The organism is Paraconexibacter sp., from assembly GCF_041602235.1.
GTDB lineage: Bacteria > Actinomycetota > Thermoleophilia > Solirubrobacterales > Solirubrobacteraceae > Paraconexibacter.
In genome coordinates this window covers 1-15,366 of record NZ_JBFIGP010000069.1, presented here as the reverse complement: position 1 = coordinate 15,366, position 15,366 = coordinate 1, and the positions used below count along the sequence as shown (strand labels likewise).

Sequence of the window (15,366 nt, the reverse complement as noted above, 5' to 3'; positions counted from 1 at the left end):
CGTGAAGCTCCACGCGCTCAGTTCCGGAACCGTCCGCGTGAAGGACGCGTTCCTCAACGCGTCGTCCGGCCCGCTGCGCCAGGTGCGGCTGTTCACGCCAGGCGACTTCAGCGATCCGCTGCCGATCCACCTGTGGGTCGTGGAGCACGACGGTCGTCGCATCCTGGTCGACACCGGGGAGACGGCCGCCGTGCGGGACATCCCGTTCGCGCGCTTCGACGTCGGCCCGTCCGACGAGCTGCCGGCGCTGCTGGGCACGATCGGGTTGACCGTGGAGGACCTGGACACCGTCGTGCTGACGCACATGCACGGCGATCACATGGACGGTGCGGTCCATCTGCGTCAGCCGGTGCTGGTGCACGACGCGGAGCTCGCGTTCACGAGGACCGCCCAGGCCCGCTTCTTCAGCAAGGTGCTCCGGCAGCCGATCCCGGCCGGTGTGGACTTCCGGCCCATGCGCCTCGACGGCGGGCCGTTCGGCGCGTTCGAGGCCAGCCGTCCGCTGACCGAGGACGGACGCGTGGTCGCCGTCGCGACCCCGGGCCACACGCCCGGCCACGTCTCGGTCGTGTGCGTCGACGACGACGGCACGCACCTGCTGCTCGCCGGCGATGCGACCGACACGCTGTCGCAGCTCCTGGAACGTCGCTCCGACGCGGTCGCGCCGGAGCCGAAGGTGCACGTGGCGAGCCTCGAGCGGATCCTGGCCCACGCGCAGGAGCATCCGACGGTGTACCTGCCGAGCCACGACCCGGAGTCGGTCGCGCGGCTCGAGGCCCGGGACGTGCTGACGCGGCCGTGAGGGCCATGAGGCCACCCTCCCGGTCCGATCACCGGGGGCTTGCGGACGCTCTGCGTCAGGGGCCGGCCGCGTGCGTGGCGACCGGCCCGTGACGGCGCGACTCAGCGCAGGTCGAACCGGTCCAGGTTCATGACCTTGTCCCACGCGGCGACGAAGTCGTGCACGAACTTCTCGCGTGCGTCGTCGCTGGCGTAGACCTCGGCCAGCGCGCGCAGCTCGGAGTTCGAGCCGAACACCAGGTCGACGCGGGTGCCGGTCCACTTCACCGCGCCGGAGGCGTCACGGCCCTCGAACATGCCCGCGTCCTCGGCGGTCGCCTTCCACGTGGTGCCCAGGTCGAGCAGGTTCGTGAAGAAGTCGTTCGTGAGGGTGCCGGGGGTGTCGGTGAGCACGCCGTGCGCGGACCCACCCGAGTTGGCGCCCAGGACCCGCAGGCCGCCCACGAGCACGGTCATCTCCGGGGCGCTCAGATCGAGCAGGTTCGCCTTGTCGATGAGCAGGTACTCGGCGGTCAGGCGATGGTCGCCCGAGAGGTAGTTGCGGAAGCCGTCGGCGGTCGGCTCCAGCGGCTCGAACGAGTCGGCATCGGTCAGCTCCGGCGTCGCGTCGCCGCGGCCCGGGGTGAACGGCACCTCGACGTCGTGGCCCGCGTCCTTCGCCGCCTTCTCGACGCCCGCGCACCCGGCCAGGACGATCAGGTCCGCCATCGAGATCTGCTTGCCGCTGCCGTTCTGCGAGCCGTTGAACGACTGCTGGACGCCCTCGAGCGTGCGCAGGACGTTCGCGAGCCGCTCGGGGTCGTTGGCCTGCCAGCGGTTCTGGGGCTCCAGGCGGATCCGTGCGCCGTTGGCGCCACCGCGCTTGTCGCTGCCACGGAAGGACGAGGCGGACGCCCACGCCACGAAGACCAGGTCGGAGACCGACAGGCCGGTGTCGAGGACCTGCTGCTTGAGCGCCGCGACGTCCTGCGCGTCGACGAGGGCGTGGGTCACCTCGGGGATCGGGTCCTGCCAGATCAGGGTCTCCGACGGGACCTCGGACCCGCGGTAGCGGGTGATCGGTCCCATGTCGCGGTGCGTCAGCTTGAACCAGGCCCGGGCGAACGCGTCGGCGAGCTCGTCGGGGTTCTCCTGGAAGCGGCGCGAGATCTTCTCGTAGTCCGGATCCACGCGCAGCGCCATGTCGGCCGTCGACATCATCGGCGCGTGCCGGCGCGACGGGTCGTGCGCGTCGGGCACGGCGTCGGCCGCGGCCCCGTCCTTCGGGGCCCACTGCTGGGCGCCCGCCGGGCTCTTGACGAGCTCCCACTCGTGGCCGAACAGCGTGTCGAAGTAGCTGCTGTCCCACGTGATCGGCGTGGGGGTCCAGGCGCCCTCGAGACCGCTGGTGATCGTGTCGACGCCCTTGCCGCTGTTGTACGCGTTGCGCCAGCCGAGACCCTGCTCCTCGAGCGGGGCACCTTCGGGCTCCGGGCCGACGTACTGGTCGGGGTCCGCGGCGCCGTGGGTCTTGCCGAAGGTGTGACCGCCGGCGACGAGCGCGACGGTCTCCTCGTCGTTCATCGCCATGCGCGCGAACGTCTCGCGGATGTCGCGCGCCGAGGCGGCCGGGTCGGCGTTGCCGTTGGGGCCCTCCGGGTTGACGTAGATGAGCCCCATCTGGACCGCGCCGAGGGGCTTCTCGAGCTCGCGGTCACCGGTGTAGCGCTCGTCGCCGAGCCACTCGGTCTCCGGCCCCCAGTAGACGTCCTCGTCGGGCTCCCACACGTCCTCGCGGCCACCCGCGAAGCCGAAGGTCTCGAAGCCCATCGACTCCAGGGCGACGTTGCCGGTGAGGACCATCAGGTCCGCCCAGGAGAGGCTCTTGCCGTACTTCTTCTTGACCGGCCAGAGCAGGCGGCGGGCCTTGTCGAGGTTGGCGTTGTCCGGCCAGGAGTTCAGCGGTGCGAAGCGCTGCTGGCCCGCCCCGGCGCCGCCGCGGCCGTCGCTGATGCGGTAGGTGCCGGCGCTGTGCCAGGCCATGCGGATCATGAACGGCCCGTAGTGCCCGTAGTCCGCCGGCCACCAGTCCTGCGACGTGGTGAGGACCTGCTCGATGTCCTGCTTGACCTCGGTGAGATCGAGCGCCTCGAACGCCGTCGCGTAGTCGAAGTCCTCTCCGAGCGGGTTGGCGACCGCAGGGTTCTTGGCGAGGATCTTCAGGTTGAGGCGGTCGGGCCACCAGCCGCGGTTGCCACCACCCTGGGTCGGGTGGGGCGCGCGATCGTGCGCGACGGGGCAGCCTCCCACCTCCATCTCGTCGTTCATCTCTCCAACTACGGCGTCAGGCTTCTCGGACACGGGGAACCCTTTCGGGGATCAGAGGGTGGATTCGGAATTGCGATCGGTCGAGCACTTCGGGCACACGCCCCAGTAGACGACCTCGGCCTCGTCGAGCTCGAAGCCCTGGGTGTCGACCGGATTCAGGCAGGGGGCCACGCCGGTCACGCAATCGACATCGGTGATGGCTCCGCACGACCGGCACACCAGATGGTGATGGTTGTCCCCGACGCGCGACTCGTAGCGCGCCACGGACCCGGCCGGATGGATGCACCGCACCAGGCCGGCGGTGGTCAGGGCTCGAAGGACGTCGTAGACGGCCTGGCTGGACACCTCGCCGAGCTCCTCACGGACGAGCCCGATGATCGAGCTCGTGTCGCTGTGCGGGCGCTCGTGCACCGCACCCAGGACCGCCACCCGAGGGCGCGTGACGCGCAGGGATGCCCCGCGCAGCATGCGCTCGAGTTCGTCGGTGGCCGGCACGCTCCGCAGTCTGTCACAGACTCTGGATCGAATCCAGAAAAGGGCGCGGGGGCGGTGCTGGCGGGTGCGGTCGCGCGCGGGGAGGCGCCTGGCGGCGCCCGATCGGAGGACCGGACGCCGTCACGGGCGCGATCAGTCCCCGGTCTCGTACTTGAACGAGATCGCGAGGCGCACGCGGAATCCGCTGATCTTCCCGTTCTCGATCGTGACGTCCTCGCGGATGACCTCCGCGACGCGCAGGTCGCGGACGGACGTCGCCGCCACCTCGACCGCCTGGCGGGCGGCATCCTCCCACGACTCGCTGCTCACGCCGATCACCTCGGTGACGCGATAGACACTGCCGGACATGCGGCCTCCTCGGTCGTTGGGCTTACCCCGTCGACTCTTCCACGTTCGCGGCCCTGGGGATAGGGCTTTCGCGTCGCGGTGTCGCCGAGCGGTGCTCCCGCCGCGGACCGCGGCGGTCGTCGCGGTACCGTCCCGGTCATGTCGTCCCGTGTGATCGCCGTGAACGACGACACCCACAGGCTCCGTGTCTCCTACGAGGAGATGGTCCGCTACAACGGCGCGCACTCGCCCGGCGGCGTCGCGCTCGCGTTCAAGGCCATGGAGCGCGCCCTGCCGTTGCTGGGCGACCCCCAGCCGGTCGAGCGCCGTGAGGTGCACGTCCGCACGTCGTTCCCGGGGCCCGGCGCGCGGGACGCGTTCGAGGTGACGCTCCGCGCCCTGCGCGACGAGCGCTACCTCCTGGACCCATCGCTCGCCCGGCCGCAGGACGGGCCGCGGCGCGCGCGGTTCGCGTTCGCCTTCCTCCGCGGGAGGACCACGGTCACCGTGCGGCTGCGGGAGGGCTACGTGACCGACGAGTTCCTGGAACTGCTCGCCACGCCGGACCGCACGAGCGACCAGGAGCGGCGGCTCGCCGAGCTCAAGGAGTCGCTCGCCGAGCACGTGATGGCGCACGACGCGTCCGATGTCTTCGACGCGCACGTCGAGGGGTAGCGCACGCCGGCCGACCCGGCGCCCGCCGTGGCGCGACGCTGGACGCCTAGTAGAGCGCGGTCGCCAGCCGCCGGCGCGCGTCGCGCGCGAACGGATGCTCGACGCCCAGGATGTCGAGGATCCCCACCACGGCGCGACGGAGGTCGTCCTTGCGGTCGCCCGCGGCCGGCATCGCCTCCAGCAGCGCGTCGACCGCCGCCTCGTGCCGGCCGTCGTCGAGCGCCCGCCACGCGGCGTCGAGCTCCAGCCCGCCCGGATCCTGCTCCAGACGGATGCGGGCCGCAAGCCCGTCCGCGGCGAAGTTGCCCACGATCGGCGCGAGGACCGCCAGCGCCGCCTCGCCCTCGGCGCGGCGGTGCAGCATCCCGGCCAGCGCCAGCGCCGCATCGGCACGCGTCGGCTCGAGCTCCAGCGCACGACGCAGGTCGTCCTCGCTGCCCGACGCCACCAGGCCATCGGCCTCCGATGGCACGAGGCCGCGGAAGAAGCGCTCGACCTGCGCCGGGTTCTGGACGCCCACGAACTCGTCGACGACCTTGCCGTCCCTGAACGCCTTCACGGCCGGGATCCCCTGGATCTGGAAGGCCTGCGAGATCTGCGGGTTCGCGTCGGTGTCCACCTTCGCGAGGACCACCTGGCCGTCGTGCTTGGCGGTCTCCTTCTCGAGGATCGGGCCCAGCGCGCGGCACGGACCGCACCACTCCGCCCAGAAGTCCACGACCACCGGCACGGTGCGGGAACGGTCGACGACCTCCGCCTGGAACGTCGCCTCGGTCACGTCGATCACGGTCATGTCGCGAGGATACGAAACGGCGTGCACGGGCCCACGCCCGCGGGACCCGGCTGATACGACTTGCGCATGAGCGACCCGAAGCTGCACGTCGTGGAGGCAGGGGAAGGGCGTCCCGTCGTGCTCCTCCACGGGCTCACGGCGACGAACCGCTACGTGGTGCACGGCTCGCGGGCGCTGGAGCGCTCCGGTCACCGCGTGCTGGCCTACGACGCTCGCGGGCACGGAGCCTCCGAGCCCGCCCCGAGCCCCGAGGACTACGGCTACGACGCGCTGGCCGCCGACCTCGAACGCGTTCTCGACGAGCGCGACCTGCAGCGCGTGGTCCTGGCCGGCGCCTCGATGGGGGCCCACACGCTGCTGCGCTTCGCGCTCGCGCACCCCGAGCGCGCGGCGGGGCTCGTCGTGATCACCCCTGCCTACGACGGCCGCCACCCCGTCGACGGGCCCGGGCGCGACCGCGCGATGGCCCGGTGGGACGCCCTGTCCGACGGGCTGCGCACCGGCGGTGTCGAGGGGTTCGTCGAGGCATACGGCGACCCCGGCGTCCCCGAGGCCTGGCGTGAGACGGTGATCAGCGTCCTGCGTCAGCGCCTGGCGCGGCACGAGCACCCCGAGGCCGTCGCCGACGCCCTGCGCGCGGTGCCGAGGTCGCGGCCGTTCGGGGACCTCGAGGACCTCCGCGCCATCACTGCGCCGACGGTGGTCGTCGCCGACCGCGACGAGGCCGACCCGGGACACCCGCTCGCCGTGGGCGAGGCGTACGCGGACGCGATTCCCGGCGCACGGCTCGTGGTCGAGGAGCCGGGGGAGAGCCCCGTCGCGTGGTCCGGAGGGAAGCTGTCGCAGATCATCGCAGAGGTCGCGGAGCGGGCCTTCGCATGAGCGGCCCGGCGGGGTACTCGGGGCGACCGCTGGCGCAGAAGCTGGGCATCAAGGAGGGGCACCGGGTGTGCCTGCTACGCGCGCCGCAGGGCTTCGCCGAGCACGGACTGGACCCCTTGCCGGACGGGGTGGAGGTCCTCGAGGACCTCGTCGAGGCGCCGGACGTCGTCATCACCTTCCAGACCGAGCGCTCCGTGCTGGAGGCCGACCGCGTCCCGCTCACGCGGGCGATCTGGCCCGCCGGCGGGTGGTGGGTCTGCTGGCCCAAGAAGGCCTCCAGGGTCCCGACGGACATCACCGAGGACACCGTCCGTGAGATCGCGCTGCCGCACGGGCTCGTCGACAACAAGGTCTGCGCCGTCGACGCCACCTGGTCGGGGCTGCGCCTCGTGGTGCGTCGCGAACTGCGCTCGGGACGCGTCGAGGACCTCACCGGGTAGCGTCCGCGCCGATGAGCCCGCTCACAGACCTGTCCCTCGAGCGTCACGGCGGGGTCGCCGTCCTCACGCTCGACGCCCCCGAACGCCGCAACGCGCTCACGCTCGACATGGCCCAGGCCATGATCGACGCCTGCGACGCGCTCGACGCCGACGCGACCGTGGGCGCCGTGGTCGTCCGTGGCGCCGGCGGGTACTTCTGTGCGGGCGGCGAGCGAGGCACGCTGGCCGCGGCGGGGAAGGACCCCGCGGCGCCCGACCAGTTCAGCGGGATGGGCACCATCTACCGGGCGTTCCACCGCGTCGGCGAGCTGCGGGCGCCGACGATCGCCGCCATCCATGGTGGGGCCGTCGGCGCCGGCATGAACCTCGCGTTCGCCACCGACCTGCGGATCGTCGCCAGGGACGCCAAGCTGGCCTCCGGATTCATCCCCATCGGCCTGCACCCCGGCGGGGGGCACGGCGTCCTGCTCGGGCGCACCGGCAGCCGGGAGGCCACCGCGGCGCTGGCGCTGTTCGGCCAGCGGCTCACCGGTGAGCAGGCGGTCGCCCACGGCCTGTGCTTCGAGGCCGTCGACGCGGAGGAGGTCGACGCCCGTGCCCTGGAGCTGGCGGCGATCCCGGGCGCCGACCCTGAGCTGGCCCGGCGCACCACCCTCTCGCTCCGCACGGAGTTGGGACCCCCCGGTCTGCCGTGGGGTGCCGCGCTGGAGATGGAGCGCTCCGCGCAGATGTGGTCGATGCGCCGCAAGGACCTGGCGGCGGGATCCGAGTGACCGCGACCGCAGGGGAGGCGGGGGCCACGACGTTCTTCCACCGGGAGGGCGACACGTACGTGCCGACCGGTCACGCGCGCGGCCCGTGGGACGACACGCAGCTCCACGGGGGCGCGCCGGCCGCGCTGCTGGTGCGCGAGATCGAGCGCACGGACCCCGGGGCGGCCGACCTCGCCGTCGCCCGCCTGACCTACGAGTTCCTCGGTCCGGTCCCGATGGCCCCGCTGACCGTCCGCGCCGAGGTGGTCAAGCCCGGCCGACGCTTCCAGCTCGTCGAAGGCGAGATCGCCGTCGCCGGCGGTCCCGTCGTGGTGCGCGTGCGCGCCGTGCGATTGCGTCGCGGCGAGGTCGCGGTGCCCGACGGCGCGCGCGGCAGCGGTCCCGACGGGATACCCGGGGGCCCCGACCCCCAGCAGGCCCGCCGTGAGGTGCTCGAGCCCTACGGGGCCGCCGCCGAGGGCTTCCACCTGACGGGGATGGAGTTGCGGTTCGTCAGCGGCTCCTTCCACGAGACCGGTCCCGCCGTGACCTGGTTCCGGCCGCGCTTTCCGCTCGTCGACGACGAGCCCGCCTCGCCGCTGGCCCGCGTCGCGATGGCCGCGGACTTCGGGAACGGGATCAGCCGGGTCCTCGACTTCCGGACCCACCTCTTCATCAACACGGACCTAATGATCGCGGTGCATCGCGAGCCGCAGGGCGAGTACGTGCTCCTCGACACGCGGACCGCCATCGACCCGCGCGGGACGGGACTCGCGGAGTCCCGGCTGCACGACGAGGCCGGGTCCCTGGGCATCAGCGCCCAGACCCTGTTCGTGGACGAGCGCTGATGCGACGCGTCGCCATCGTGGGCGCGACCGTCCTCGTCGCGGTCGCCACCGCCGCTGCGCCGGCCGGCGCCATCACGGCCTGCCCGGGCGTCGACCCGTCCGTGACGCCGGTCCTGACCGGCGAGGGCAGTCTGGAGTCGGTGATCGTCGACGCGCGCGGTCGCCTCTACTACACCGACACGACCGCCCAGGCGCTCAAGCGCCTCGACGCTCCGGGCGCACACCCGGAGGTCGTCGCCGCGGGCATCGCCTCGCCCGGCGGACTGGCGATCGACGACCAAGGGCGGATCCTGCTCGGGCAGGGGAACAGCGCCGCGGGCGGAGCCCTTGGCAACCTCGCCCCCTCCGCGAGGTTGCTGCGGATCGACCCGGAGACCGGGGAGGTGACGACGGTGGCGAGCGGCCTGCAGATGACCAACGGCGTCGTCCGGGCCGCCGACGGCGCCGTCTACGCCTCCAACGACATCGGCCTGGGCATCGACCGGATCGGCGCCGACGGCTCCGTGGCGCTGCGCTGGGCGCGGGTCACGTCCCCCAACGGGCTGGCGATCGATCGCGCGCAGCGCTACCTCTACGCCGCGCAGACCTTCCAGCCTGCCGCCATCGCCCGCATCGACCTAGAGGATCCCTCCGCGGTCGAGACCTACGCGACACCGGCCGCCGACGGGATCGCCGGCGGGCCGGACGGCATGGCGATCGACGGCCGCGATCGCCTCGTGGTGGCTGCGAACGCCGGGGGAGAGGTCTGGCGCGTGGACACCGACCGCACGATCTGCTCGGTCGGACGCGGGCTCACGACGCCGAGCGCCGTGGCGTACGGTCACTCCGACCGAGGGTTCAGCGCCGGCCGGCTCTTCTCCGTCGGGTTCGACGGAGTAGTCGCCGAGATCCCGGGAGGACGCGTTCTCGGGGCGGACCTCGCACCCGTCCCGGCCGACGCCGCAGCGCCGACGGGTACGACCCAGGGCCCGGGCGTGTTCCGGGTCCTCTTCGCCCCGGTCCGCGCCCGTGTGCGGGGTGGGACGGTGCGCCTCAGTCCGAAGGTCACCCTCGTGCGCCCCGACGGTGAGCGGGTCCGACTCGTCCGCCGTGTGCGGCTGGGCGCCGCGAGGACGCGGACGGGCCGCCCGACGCGTCTGCGGGTGCGGGCCGGGCAGCGGTCGATCACCGCGCGCTTCACGGTCCGCGGCCTGGTGCGGACGCGTCGCGTGACGCTGGTGCGCTGAGCGGCGGGCCCGGGGCCGGTCAGGCGGTGCGCAACGGCAGGCGCGAGAGCTCCTCGTGCAGGGCGCGACCGCCGGGTCCGGCGCCGGGTCTGGACCGTACGAGCACCGCCTGCTGCGGCGTCCAGGACGGGCCGCGGTAGCCGGCCAGCGCCGCGACCGCGGAGGACAGGTCTCGGGACGGACGGGCTCGCGCGACCGTGAGGTGCGCCCGGAACGGCGCGGCGGACGTCCGTACCCCGTGGGAGGCGGCAACCGCGTGCAGGTCGGCGGCCAGCCCTCCGAGCGGGCCCGGACCGCCGGCCGGCGACCTGACCTCCACGCCGGCCCAGAGCACCCGCGCACGGCGCTCGCGCGGGAACGCGCCGGCACCGCTGACCCCCAGCCGCAACGGGCCGACCTGCCGGGTCAGGTCACCGAAGGCGTCGGTCAGGGGCCCGAGCGTCGTCCGCGGGACGGCCTCGGCGAACAGCAGCGTCACGTGCCACTGCTCGGACGGGGTCCAGCGCAGGTCGAGATCGCGACGCAGCGGCGTCAGCGCCGCGGCGAGGTCGCTGACGGCCTGCGATGAGGGCACGATCGCCACGAACAGCCGCAGCACCTCGCCCCGGCCGTCAGGCGCCTGCGTCACGCCGTCTTGACGACCTCGGTGCTGCCCGGGGCGACGCTGAAGGACGCCAGCCGCTTGGCCTTCGCCTTCGGATCCAGCGCATCGACCGTCATGTAGTCGACCTTCAGCCCGTCGGTCCTGGCCTCGAGCACGCCGAACCCGCGGCTCTGGAGCTCGGCGTAGGTGATGTGCGGGCTGCTCACGCGCAGGCCCTGCCGGATGCCCTCGCGGGCGGTCGCGTCGGTGATGATGTGCTCGAAGCCCAGCGACGTGATCGAGCCGCCGACGAACTCCGTGCCGACCGCGGGTGTCGAGGCCCGGCCGTTGGTGTGGACCGTGCCCGCGAAGAACGTGTGGATGTCCCCGGTGATGAAGGTGAGGTCCTTCACCCCCTTGCTGCGGAAGTGCTCCAGGATCTCGCGCCGTTCGGCGCCGTAGCCGTCCCACGCGTCGACGTTGATGGTGACGCCGGGGGCGGAGTCCACCGCCATGATCATCAGCTGGTTCGCGACGACCTTCCAGCGCGCCTGCGACTCCGACACCGCGTCCTTGAACCACTGCTTCTGGGCGGCGCCCAGGTAGGTCCGGTCGCCGGTCTCGGCGTCCGGGCACGGCACGAGCAGCTCTCCGCCGCACGCCTGCTGGTCGCGGTACTGGCGCTGGTCGAGCAGGAAGACCTCGGCGGTCTTGCCGAAGCGCGCGCTGCCGTAGATCCGCGTGTCCACCGGCTTGGTGCGCAGCCGGGGCATGTACTCGAAGAACGCGAGGTAGCCGTTGCGGCGGCGGTCCTTGATGTCGTAGTCGACGTCGTCGGACTTCGCCGGGTCCCGCTTGTCGGCGGCGTAGTTGTCCTCGACCTCGTGATCGTCCCAGACCGCGATGAACGGATGGGCGGCGTGCAGCGCGCGCAGGTTCGGGTCGGCCTTGTACAGGCGGTACTTCTCCCGCCACTCGGGCAGGGTCAGGACGAAGCCGTCCTTCTCCTTGCCGAGCCGGTCCTTGCGGTCGTCAGGGCCCGGGTAGAAGGTCTGCTCGTAGACGTAGTCGCCCAGGCAGACCACGAGATCCAGGTCGTCCTGCTCGGCGAGTGCGCCGTGCGCGCCGTAGTACCCGGCCTGGTAGTCCTGGCACGAGAAGTACCCGATGCGGACCGGCTCGTTGGAATCGGCCGGACGGGCGGTGCGGAAGCGACCGACCTCCGAGGAGGTCTTGCGCGTCTCGAAGCGGTAGTAGTACTCCTCACCGGGCTTCAGGGGGCCGCCCTTGACCCGGGTGTGCACGGTCCAGTCCCGGATCTCCGGGACCCGGACGTTGCGTCGCAGCACGGTCTTCTTGAAGTCCGGATCGCGCGCGATCTCCAGGCGGATGCGGCTGTTGCGCTCCACGCCGTCCACGCGCGTCCACAGCGTGATCTCGTCGGTGCCCGGAAGCCCGGACCCCACGCCGAGGTTGAACTCCCCGTCGCGGAGGAAGGGCTCCTTGATCTTGCGCCGAGGCCGCTTCTTGGTGGCCCCCAGCGCCGCAGGACCGCCGAGGAGCACGGCCCCGCCGGTCGCGAGTGCGCCGCCCACGACGGCACGCCGGGTGACAGGTTGCAGGTAGTCGGTCACAGGCTCCGGAACGGTGGCAGGAGGGACAGAAGGTGACGTGAACGGCGTGTGAACGTCGGCGTTCGGACGCTCAGGCTAGACGACCACGAGCGCGCATGCGCCTGTTCGGGCCCGGGCGGTGTGGAAGGATCGCTCGGTGCTGCAGGGTCCCGACCGCCGCGAGACCGCCAAGATCATGGGTGCGGTCGCGCTGGCGGCGTCGTTCACACCGTCGCTCCTGCGGCGTGGGCGCCGCGAGCAGGCGCTGGTCAGCGCCGGGGCGGTCGTCCTGGGCGTCGGCGCGGGCGCGATCACCGAGGTGGTCGTGGTCCGTCTGGCGGCGCGGCTGGACAGCGAGGCGCAGGCGCGGCTGGCCATCGCCGGCGTCGGCGGCCTCGCGACGCTCGCCGAGTTGCCGCGGAGCCGGTCCAACCTCGTGGCGGCCGGCGCGACCGCCGCCCGCGTCGCCGGGATCGGAGCCCTGCTCGGAGGGCTCGCTCCGGTCCGTGAGCGCCGGGAGCCCGTCGATCGCATCGCGCTGGCCGGGGGCATCGGGCTCGTCGCGGCCGGCGCCTGGGCGTGGAAGCGCACCGACCCCCGCCGCCGCCGGCCACGCATGCGCGCCTACCCTCCGCCCGGCGGACGGTTCCTGGCGACGGTGTCCGGCGGCCAGGGCAGCGCGATCCCGCGGTCGGACCTGGACTTCGAGGGCACGAGGTTCCTCGGCACGGCGGTTCCGGCCGCGGACATCGCCGCCCTGCTGGGCGATCCGTCCCCGCTCGCCGTCCAGGATCCCGTCCGGGTCTTCGTCGGCGTGCGCTGCGCGCCCACGGTCGCCGAGCGCGCGCGCCTGGCCGTCGACGAGCTCGAGCGCCTGGGCGGCATGGAACGCGCGCGCGTGGTCGTGTGCTCCGCGACCCTGCGGGGCTACGTCAACCCGGTGCCGCTGGACGCCGAGGAGGTCCTGAGCCGCGGTGACGTGGCCTCGGTGTGCGTGCAGTACTGGGACCGCCCGACGCTCGCGATGCCCTTCAAGGTCCCGGTCGCCCGCGACACCCATCGCGCGCTGCTCGAGGAGCTCCGGGAGCGCGTGGCCGCCCGCGAACCGGACCGCCGGCCGGAGATCGTGGTGTACGGCGAGAGCCTCGGGGCCTGGGCCAGCCAGGAGGTCTTCAAGGAGGGTGGGACGCAGGCGCTCGATGCCGCCGGGGTGTCCCGCGCGTTGTGGGCCGGGACACCGTTCTTCAGCGGGCTCGGACGCGCGATGGCGAAGGGACGGGTGCCCAGCGACGAGCGCGTCGGGATCGTCTCCACGCGCGAGTTGCTCGACGCCGACCCCGCGCAGGCCCGCGCGCTGCGGTTCACCTTCCTGGACCGGCGCGTCGACCCGGTCGTGCTGTTCAGCGGCCTGGACCTGCTCTGGCGACGCCCGGACTGGCTCGATGAGCGGCTGGAGGACGAAGGGATCGCCCCCGGCCTGCGGTGGATCCCGGGCATCACCTTCCTGCAGGTGGTGTTCGACCTGCTGCGTGCGACCCGCTGGACCTCCGATCTGCCGCAGGCCGCCGCGCACGACTACCGCGTGGAGTTGCCCCTGGCGGTCAACGTCGCCCTGGGGCACCACCTGGATCGTGCGGCCGCCCGGGCGCTCGCCGACCGCCTGATCGAGCGTGAGGTCGCCCGCGGCGAGCGCCTGAAGGCGCTCAGGAGAGGCCTGCCCGACCCGGGCACGTGAGCGCCTCCCCGTCGTCTACGTTGCCCCGGATGCCGCTGCCGCCCGACCCACACCGACTGCGCCGACTTCCCGAGCAGTTCTTCGCGGAGATGCTCGGCGCCGTGCGGCAGGCGCAGGGAGCGCCTGGTCCGCCGGTGATCGACCTGGGACGGGGGAACCCCGATCTGTCCCCGCCGGCGCACGCCATCGCCGCGGTCGAGCAGGCGCTGGGGGAGACCGCGACCCCGGAGGTCCACGGCTACCCGCCCTTCCAGGGGCAGCCCGCGCTGCGGGCGGCGCTCGCCGCCCGCTATCTCGCCGACCACGGGATCCGACTGGACCCCGAGCGCGAGATCGCCGTGGTCCCGGGGACGAAGACGGCGATCACCCTCGTCGCACTCGCGACCGCGCAGCAAGGGGACACCGTGCTGCTGCCCGATCCCGGCTACCCCGACTATCTCTCGGGTGTCGCGCTGGCCGGCGCACGCGCCGTCGCCCTGCCGCTGGAGGCCACGGCGGGATGGCAGCCGGACTGGGGCGCGGTGGACCCCGCGGACCTGGCCGGAGCCGCGCTCGTGTGTCTGAACTACCCGTCGAACCCGTGCTCGGTCGTCGCGGCCCCCGGGACGTTCGAGGAGGCCGTCGCCCGCGCGGCGCGCCACGGGGCCGTCCTGCTGCACGACCTGGCCTACGGGTTCCTGTCGTTCGACGCCCACGGGCCGACGGCGCGCAGCATCCTCGAGGTCCCGGGGGCCCGCGAGCACTGCGTCGAGCTGTGGTCCGCGTCGAAGATCTACGGCATGGCCGGGTGGCGGATCGGGTTCGTCGTCGGCAACGCGGAGATCGTCGGCCGGGTGCGGACCCTGCTCGACCACGTCTGCGCCGGCGTCTTCACCGGCCTGCAGCGCGGGCTCACCGCCGCCCTGGCCGGCGACCAGGCGGACGTCGGCGAGCGCCGGGCCGTGTACGCGGCCCGGCGTGCGCGACTGGTCGCTGCCGGGCTACCGGGCCTGCAGCCGCCGCAGGGGACCTTCTACGCGTGGTGGCGTCTGCCCGACGGCGTGACCGCGCGCGGATTGCTCGAGGAGCATCGCGTCGCGGTCGCCGACGGCGAGGGGTTCGGGCCTCGCGGCCGGGGCTGGGCACGTCTGTCGCTCGCCCTGCCGGACGACGAACTGGCAGAAGGCATCGAGCGGCTGTGCGCCGCTGTGGCGTGACCGGCGGCGCGGATTCGTACGCCCATCTCCGCGATCTGGTTCGATTGGCGCGTGCGCGCTCTGGATCCCGATCTGCCGCCGCCCCCGCCGCTTCCGCGCGGTCGTCACTCGCCGGGCGGCGAGGTCGTCGCCCTCTCTCAGCGCATGCGGCTGCTCGACGCCATCGTCGAGCTCGTGGCCGAGCACGGGTACGCGAAGGTCCGGGTCGGTGCCGTGGCGCGCCACGCCGGCGTGTCGCTGTCGACGTTCTACGAGCACTTCGAGGGCAAGGAAGCCTGCTTCCTCGCCGCCTACGACACGGTCTGCGAGGGCCTCGTGGCCGGGATGGTGGACTCCACGCGGGGCGCCACCTCCCTGGAGGACGGCATCCGCAAGGCGGCCGCCGGGTACCTGGGCTGGTTCGCGGACCGTCCGACCGCGGCACGCACCTTCATGGTGGAGGTCCGCGGGGCGGGGCCCGCCGCGCTGCGGCGGCGGTCCGAGGCCATCGAGCGATTCGTCGACGTCGCCTCGGAGTCCCTGCGGCGCGTGGGACGCGCCGACCTGCCCCCGCCTCGCGACCGGATGCTCGCCATCTTCGGCTCGGTCGAGGCGATCGCCGCCGACCGCGTCCTGGCGGGCAGGGCCCACGAGCTCCGTGACGTCGTCGAGCACCTCGTGGACGCCACGACGCGGCTGCTCGCTCCCTGACGG

Annotated in this window: 16 protein-coding genes; 10 read left to right on the top strand and 6 right to left on the bottom strand. The window is 73.2% G+C overall.

Annotated elements, in window-relative coordinates:
* A partial coding sequence (locus ABYE80_RS07940; RefSeq protein ID WP_372789730.1) for an N-acyl homoserine lactonase family protein occupies positions 1-802 on the top strand: 802 nt, incomplete at its 5' end.
* A 101-nt stretch (positions 803-903) separates the two neighbouring features.
* Here ABYE80_RS07940 and katG read toward each other — a convergent pair.
* The 3 genes from katG to ABYE80_RS07925 all read right to left on the bottom strand — a co-directional run bounded on the left by katG (position 904) and on the right by ABYE80_RS07925 (position 3,951).
* Positions 904-3,141 carry a catalase/peroxidase HPI gene (gene katG, locus ABYE80_RS07935; RefSeq protein ID WP_372789729.1) on the bottom strand — a complete coding sequence of 746 codons (2,238 nt, stop codon included), beginning with the start codon at positions 3,139-3,141 and terminating at the stop codon, positions 904-906.
* An 18-nt stretch (positions 3,142-3,159) separates the two neighbouring features.
* Entirely contained in the window at positions 3,160-3,576 is a 417-nt protein-coding gene (locus ABYE80_RS07930; protein ID WP_372789731.1) for a Fur family transcriptional regulator, read from the bottom strand.
* A gap of 159 nt (positions 3,577-3,735) precedes the next feature.
* Positions 3,736-3,951: a dodecin family protein gene (locus ABYE80_RS07925; RefSeq protein WP_372789728.1), complete on the bottom strand. Its 216-nt coding sequence runs from the start codon at positions 3,949-3,951 to the stop codon at positions 3,736-3,738.
* A 138-nt stretch (positions 3,952-4,089) separates the two neighbouring features.
* Between ABYE80_RS07925 and ABYE80_RS07920 the strand changes: the two genes are divergently transcribed.
* Positions 4,090-4,605: a hypothetical protein gene (locus tag ABYE80_RS07920; protein WP_372789727.1), complete on the top strand. Its 516-nt coding sequence runs from the start codon at positions 4,090-4,092 to the stop codon at positions 4,603-4,605.
* Between the two features lie 46 nt (positions 4,606-4,651).
* Here the strand turns inward: ABYE80_RS07920 and trxA are convergent, their stop codons facing one another.
* Complete coding sequence (gene trxA / locus ABYE80_RS07915) at positions 4,652-5,398, bottom strand: thioredoxin (RefSeq protein ID WP_372789726.1); 747 nt, start codon at positions 5,396-5,398, stop codon at positions 4,652-4,654.
* A gap of 66 nt (positions 5,399-5,464) precedes the next feature.
* Between trxA and ABYE80_RS07910 the strand changes: the two genes are divergently transcribed.
* From ABYE80_RS07910 to ABYE80_RS07890, 5 genes are read left to right on the top strand one after another with little or no spacing between them, the layout of a single operon-like run.
* A complete protein-coding gene (locus ABYE80_RS07910; protein ID WP_372789725.1) occupies positions 5,465-6,280 on the top strand; it encodes an alpha/beta fold hydrolase in 816 nt (271 codons plus the stop codon).
* A complete protein-coding gene (locus tag ABYE80_RS07905) occupies positions 6,277-6,720 on the top strand; it encodes a DUF3052 domain-containing protein (protein WP_372789724.1) in 444 nt (147 codons plus the stop codon). The genes ABYE80_RS07910 and ABYE80_RS07905 overlap by 4 nt, the downstream gene beginning before the upstream one ends.
* A gap of 11 nt (positions 6,721-6,731) precedes the next feature.
* Positions 6,732-7,493, top strand: coding sequence for an enoyl-CoA hydratase-related protein (locus tag ABYE80_RS07900; RefSeq protein ID WP_372789723.1), 762 nt, complete (start codon positions 6,732-6,734; stop codon positions 7,491-7,493).
* Positions 7,490-8,320 (top strand): thioesterase family protein, encoded by an 831-nt coding sequence (locus ABYE80_RS07895; RefSeq protein WP_372789722.1) that lies wholly within the window; start codon positions 7,490-7,492, stop codon positions 8,318-8,320. Before ABYE80_RS07900 ends, ABYE80_RS07895 begins: the two co-directional genes overlap by 4 nt.
* A complete protein-coding gene (locus ABYE80_RS07890; protein WP_372789721.1) occupies positions 8,320-9,546 on the top strand; it encodes an SMP-30/gluconolactonase/LRE family protein in 1,227 nt (408 codons plus the stop codon). Before ABYE80_RS07895 ends, ABYE80_RS07890 begins: the two co-directional genes overlap by 1 nt.
* Positions 9,547-9,565: 19 nt before the next feature.
* On the opposite strand, the gene thpR is transcribed toward ABYE80_RS07890, so the two are convergent.
* Both thpR and ABYE80_RS07880 read right to left on the bottom strand, forming a co-directional pair.
* A complete protein-coding gene (gene thpR / locus ABYE80_RS07885; protein WP_372789720.1) occupies positions 9,566-10,174 on the bottom strand; it encodes an RNA 2',3'-cyclic phosphodiesterase in 609 nt (202 codons plus the stop codon).
* Positions 10,171-11,763 carry an alkaline phosphatase gene (locus tag ABYE80_RS07880; RefSeq protein WP_372789719.1) on the bottom strand — a complete coding sequence of 531 codons (1,593 nt, stop codon included), beginning with the start codon at positions 11,761-11,763 and terminating at the stop codon, positions 10,171-10,173. The genes thpR and ABYE80_RS07880 overlap by 4 nt, the downstream gene beginning before the upstream one ends.
* Before the next feature lie 136 nt (positions 11,764-11,899).
* Between ABYE80_RS07880 and ABYE80_RS07875 the strand changes: the two genes are divergently transcribed.
* The 3 genes from ABYE80_RS07875 (at position 11,900) to ABYE80_RS07865 (ending at position 15,363) form a co-directional block, all read left to right on the top strand.
* The gene (locus tag ABYE80_RS07875) at positions 11,900-13,477 is read left to right on the top strand and encodes an alpha/beta-hydrolase family protein (RefSeq protein WP_372789718.1); all 1,578 of its coding nucleotides are present in this window, start codon (positions 11,900-11,902) and stop codon (positions 13,475-13,477) included.
* Between the two features lie 29 nt (positions 13,478-13,506).
* Positions 13,507-14,673: an aminotransferase class I/II-fold pyridoxal phosphate-dependent enzyme gene (locus ABYE80_RS07870; protein ID WP_372789717.1), complete on the top strand. Its 1,167-nt coding sequence runs from the start codon at positions 13,507-13,509 to the stop codon at positions 14,671-14,673.
* Positions 14,674-14,817: 144 nt separating this feature from the next.
* Positions 14,818-15,363 carry a TetR/AcrR family transcriptional regulator gene (locus tag ABYE80_RS07865; protein ID WP_372789716.1) on the top strand — a complete coding sequence of 182 codons (546 nt, stop codon included), beginning with the start codon at positions 14,818-14,820 and terminating at the stop codon, positions 15,361-15,363.
* The last annotated feature ends 3 nt before the right edge of the window (positions 15,364-15,366 follow it).

Coding starts and splice junctions, on each gene's coding strand:
- ABYE80_RS07930 (WP_372789731.1), bottom strand. CDS start 3,576: ATGCTGCGCGGGGCATCCCTGCGCGTCACGCGCCCTCGGGTGGCGGTC.
- ABYE80_RS07925 (WP_372789728.1), bottom strand. CDS start 3,951: ATGTCCGGCAGTGTCTATCGCGTCACCGAGGTGATCGGCGTGAGCAGC.
- ABYE80_RS07920 (WP_372789727.1), top strand. CDS start 4,090: ATGTCGTCCCGTGTGATCGCCGTGAACGACGACACCCACAGGCTCCGT.
- trxA (WP_372789726.1), bottom strand. CDS start 5,398: ATGACCGTGATCGACGTGACCGAGGCGACGTTCCAGGCGGAGGTCGTC.
- ABYE80_RS07910 (WP_372789725.1), top strand. CDS start 5,465: ATGAGCGACCCGAAGCTGCACGTCGTGGAGGCAGGGGAAGGGCGTCCC.
- ABYE80_RS07905 (WP_372789724.1), top strand. CDS start 6,277: ATGAGCGGCCCGGCGGGGTACTCGGGGCGACCGCTGGCGCAGAAGCTG.
- ABYE80_RS07900 (WP_372789723.1), top strand. CDS start 6,732: ATGAGCCCGCTCACAGACCTGTCCCTCGAGCGTCACGGCGGGGTCGCC.
- ABYE80_RS07890 (WP_372789721.1), top strand. CDS start 8,320: ATGCGACGCGTCGCCATCGTGGGCGCGACCGTCCTCGTCGCGGTCGCC.
- ABYE80_RS07870 (WP_372789717.1), top strand. CDS start 13,507: ATGCCGCTGCCGCCCGACCCACACCGACTGCGCCGACTTCCCGAGCAG.
- ABYE80_RS07865 (WP_372789716.1), top strand. CDS start 14,818: ATGCGGCTGCTCGACGCCATCGTCGAGCTCGTGGCCGAGCACGGGTAC.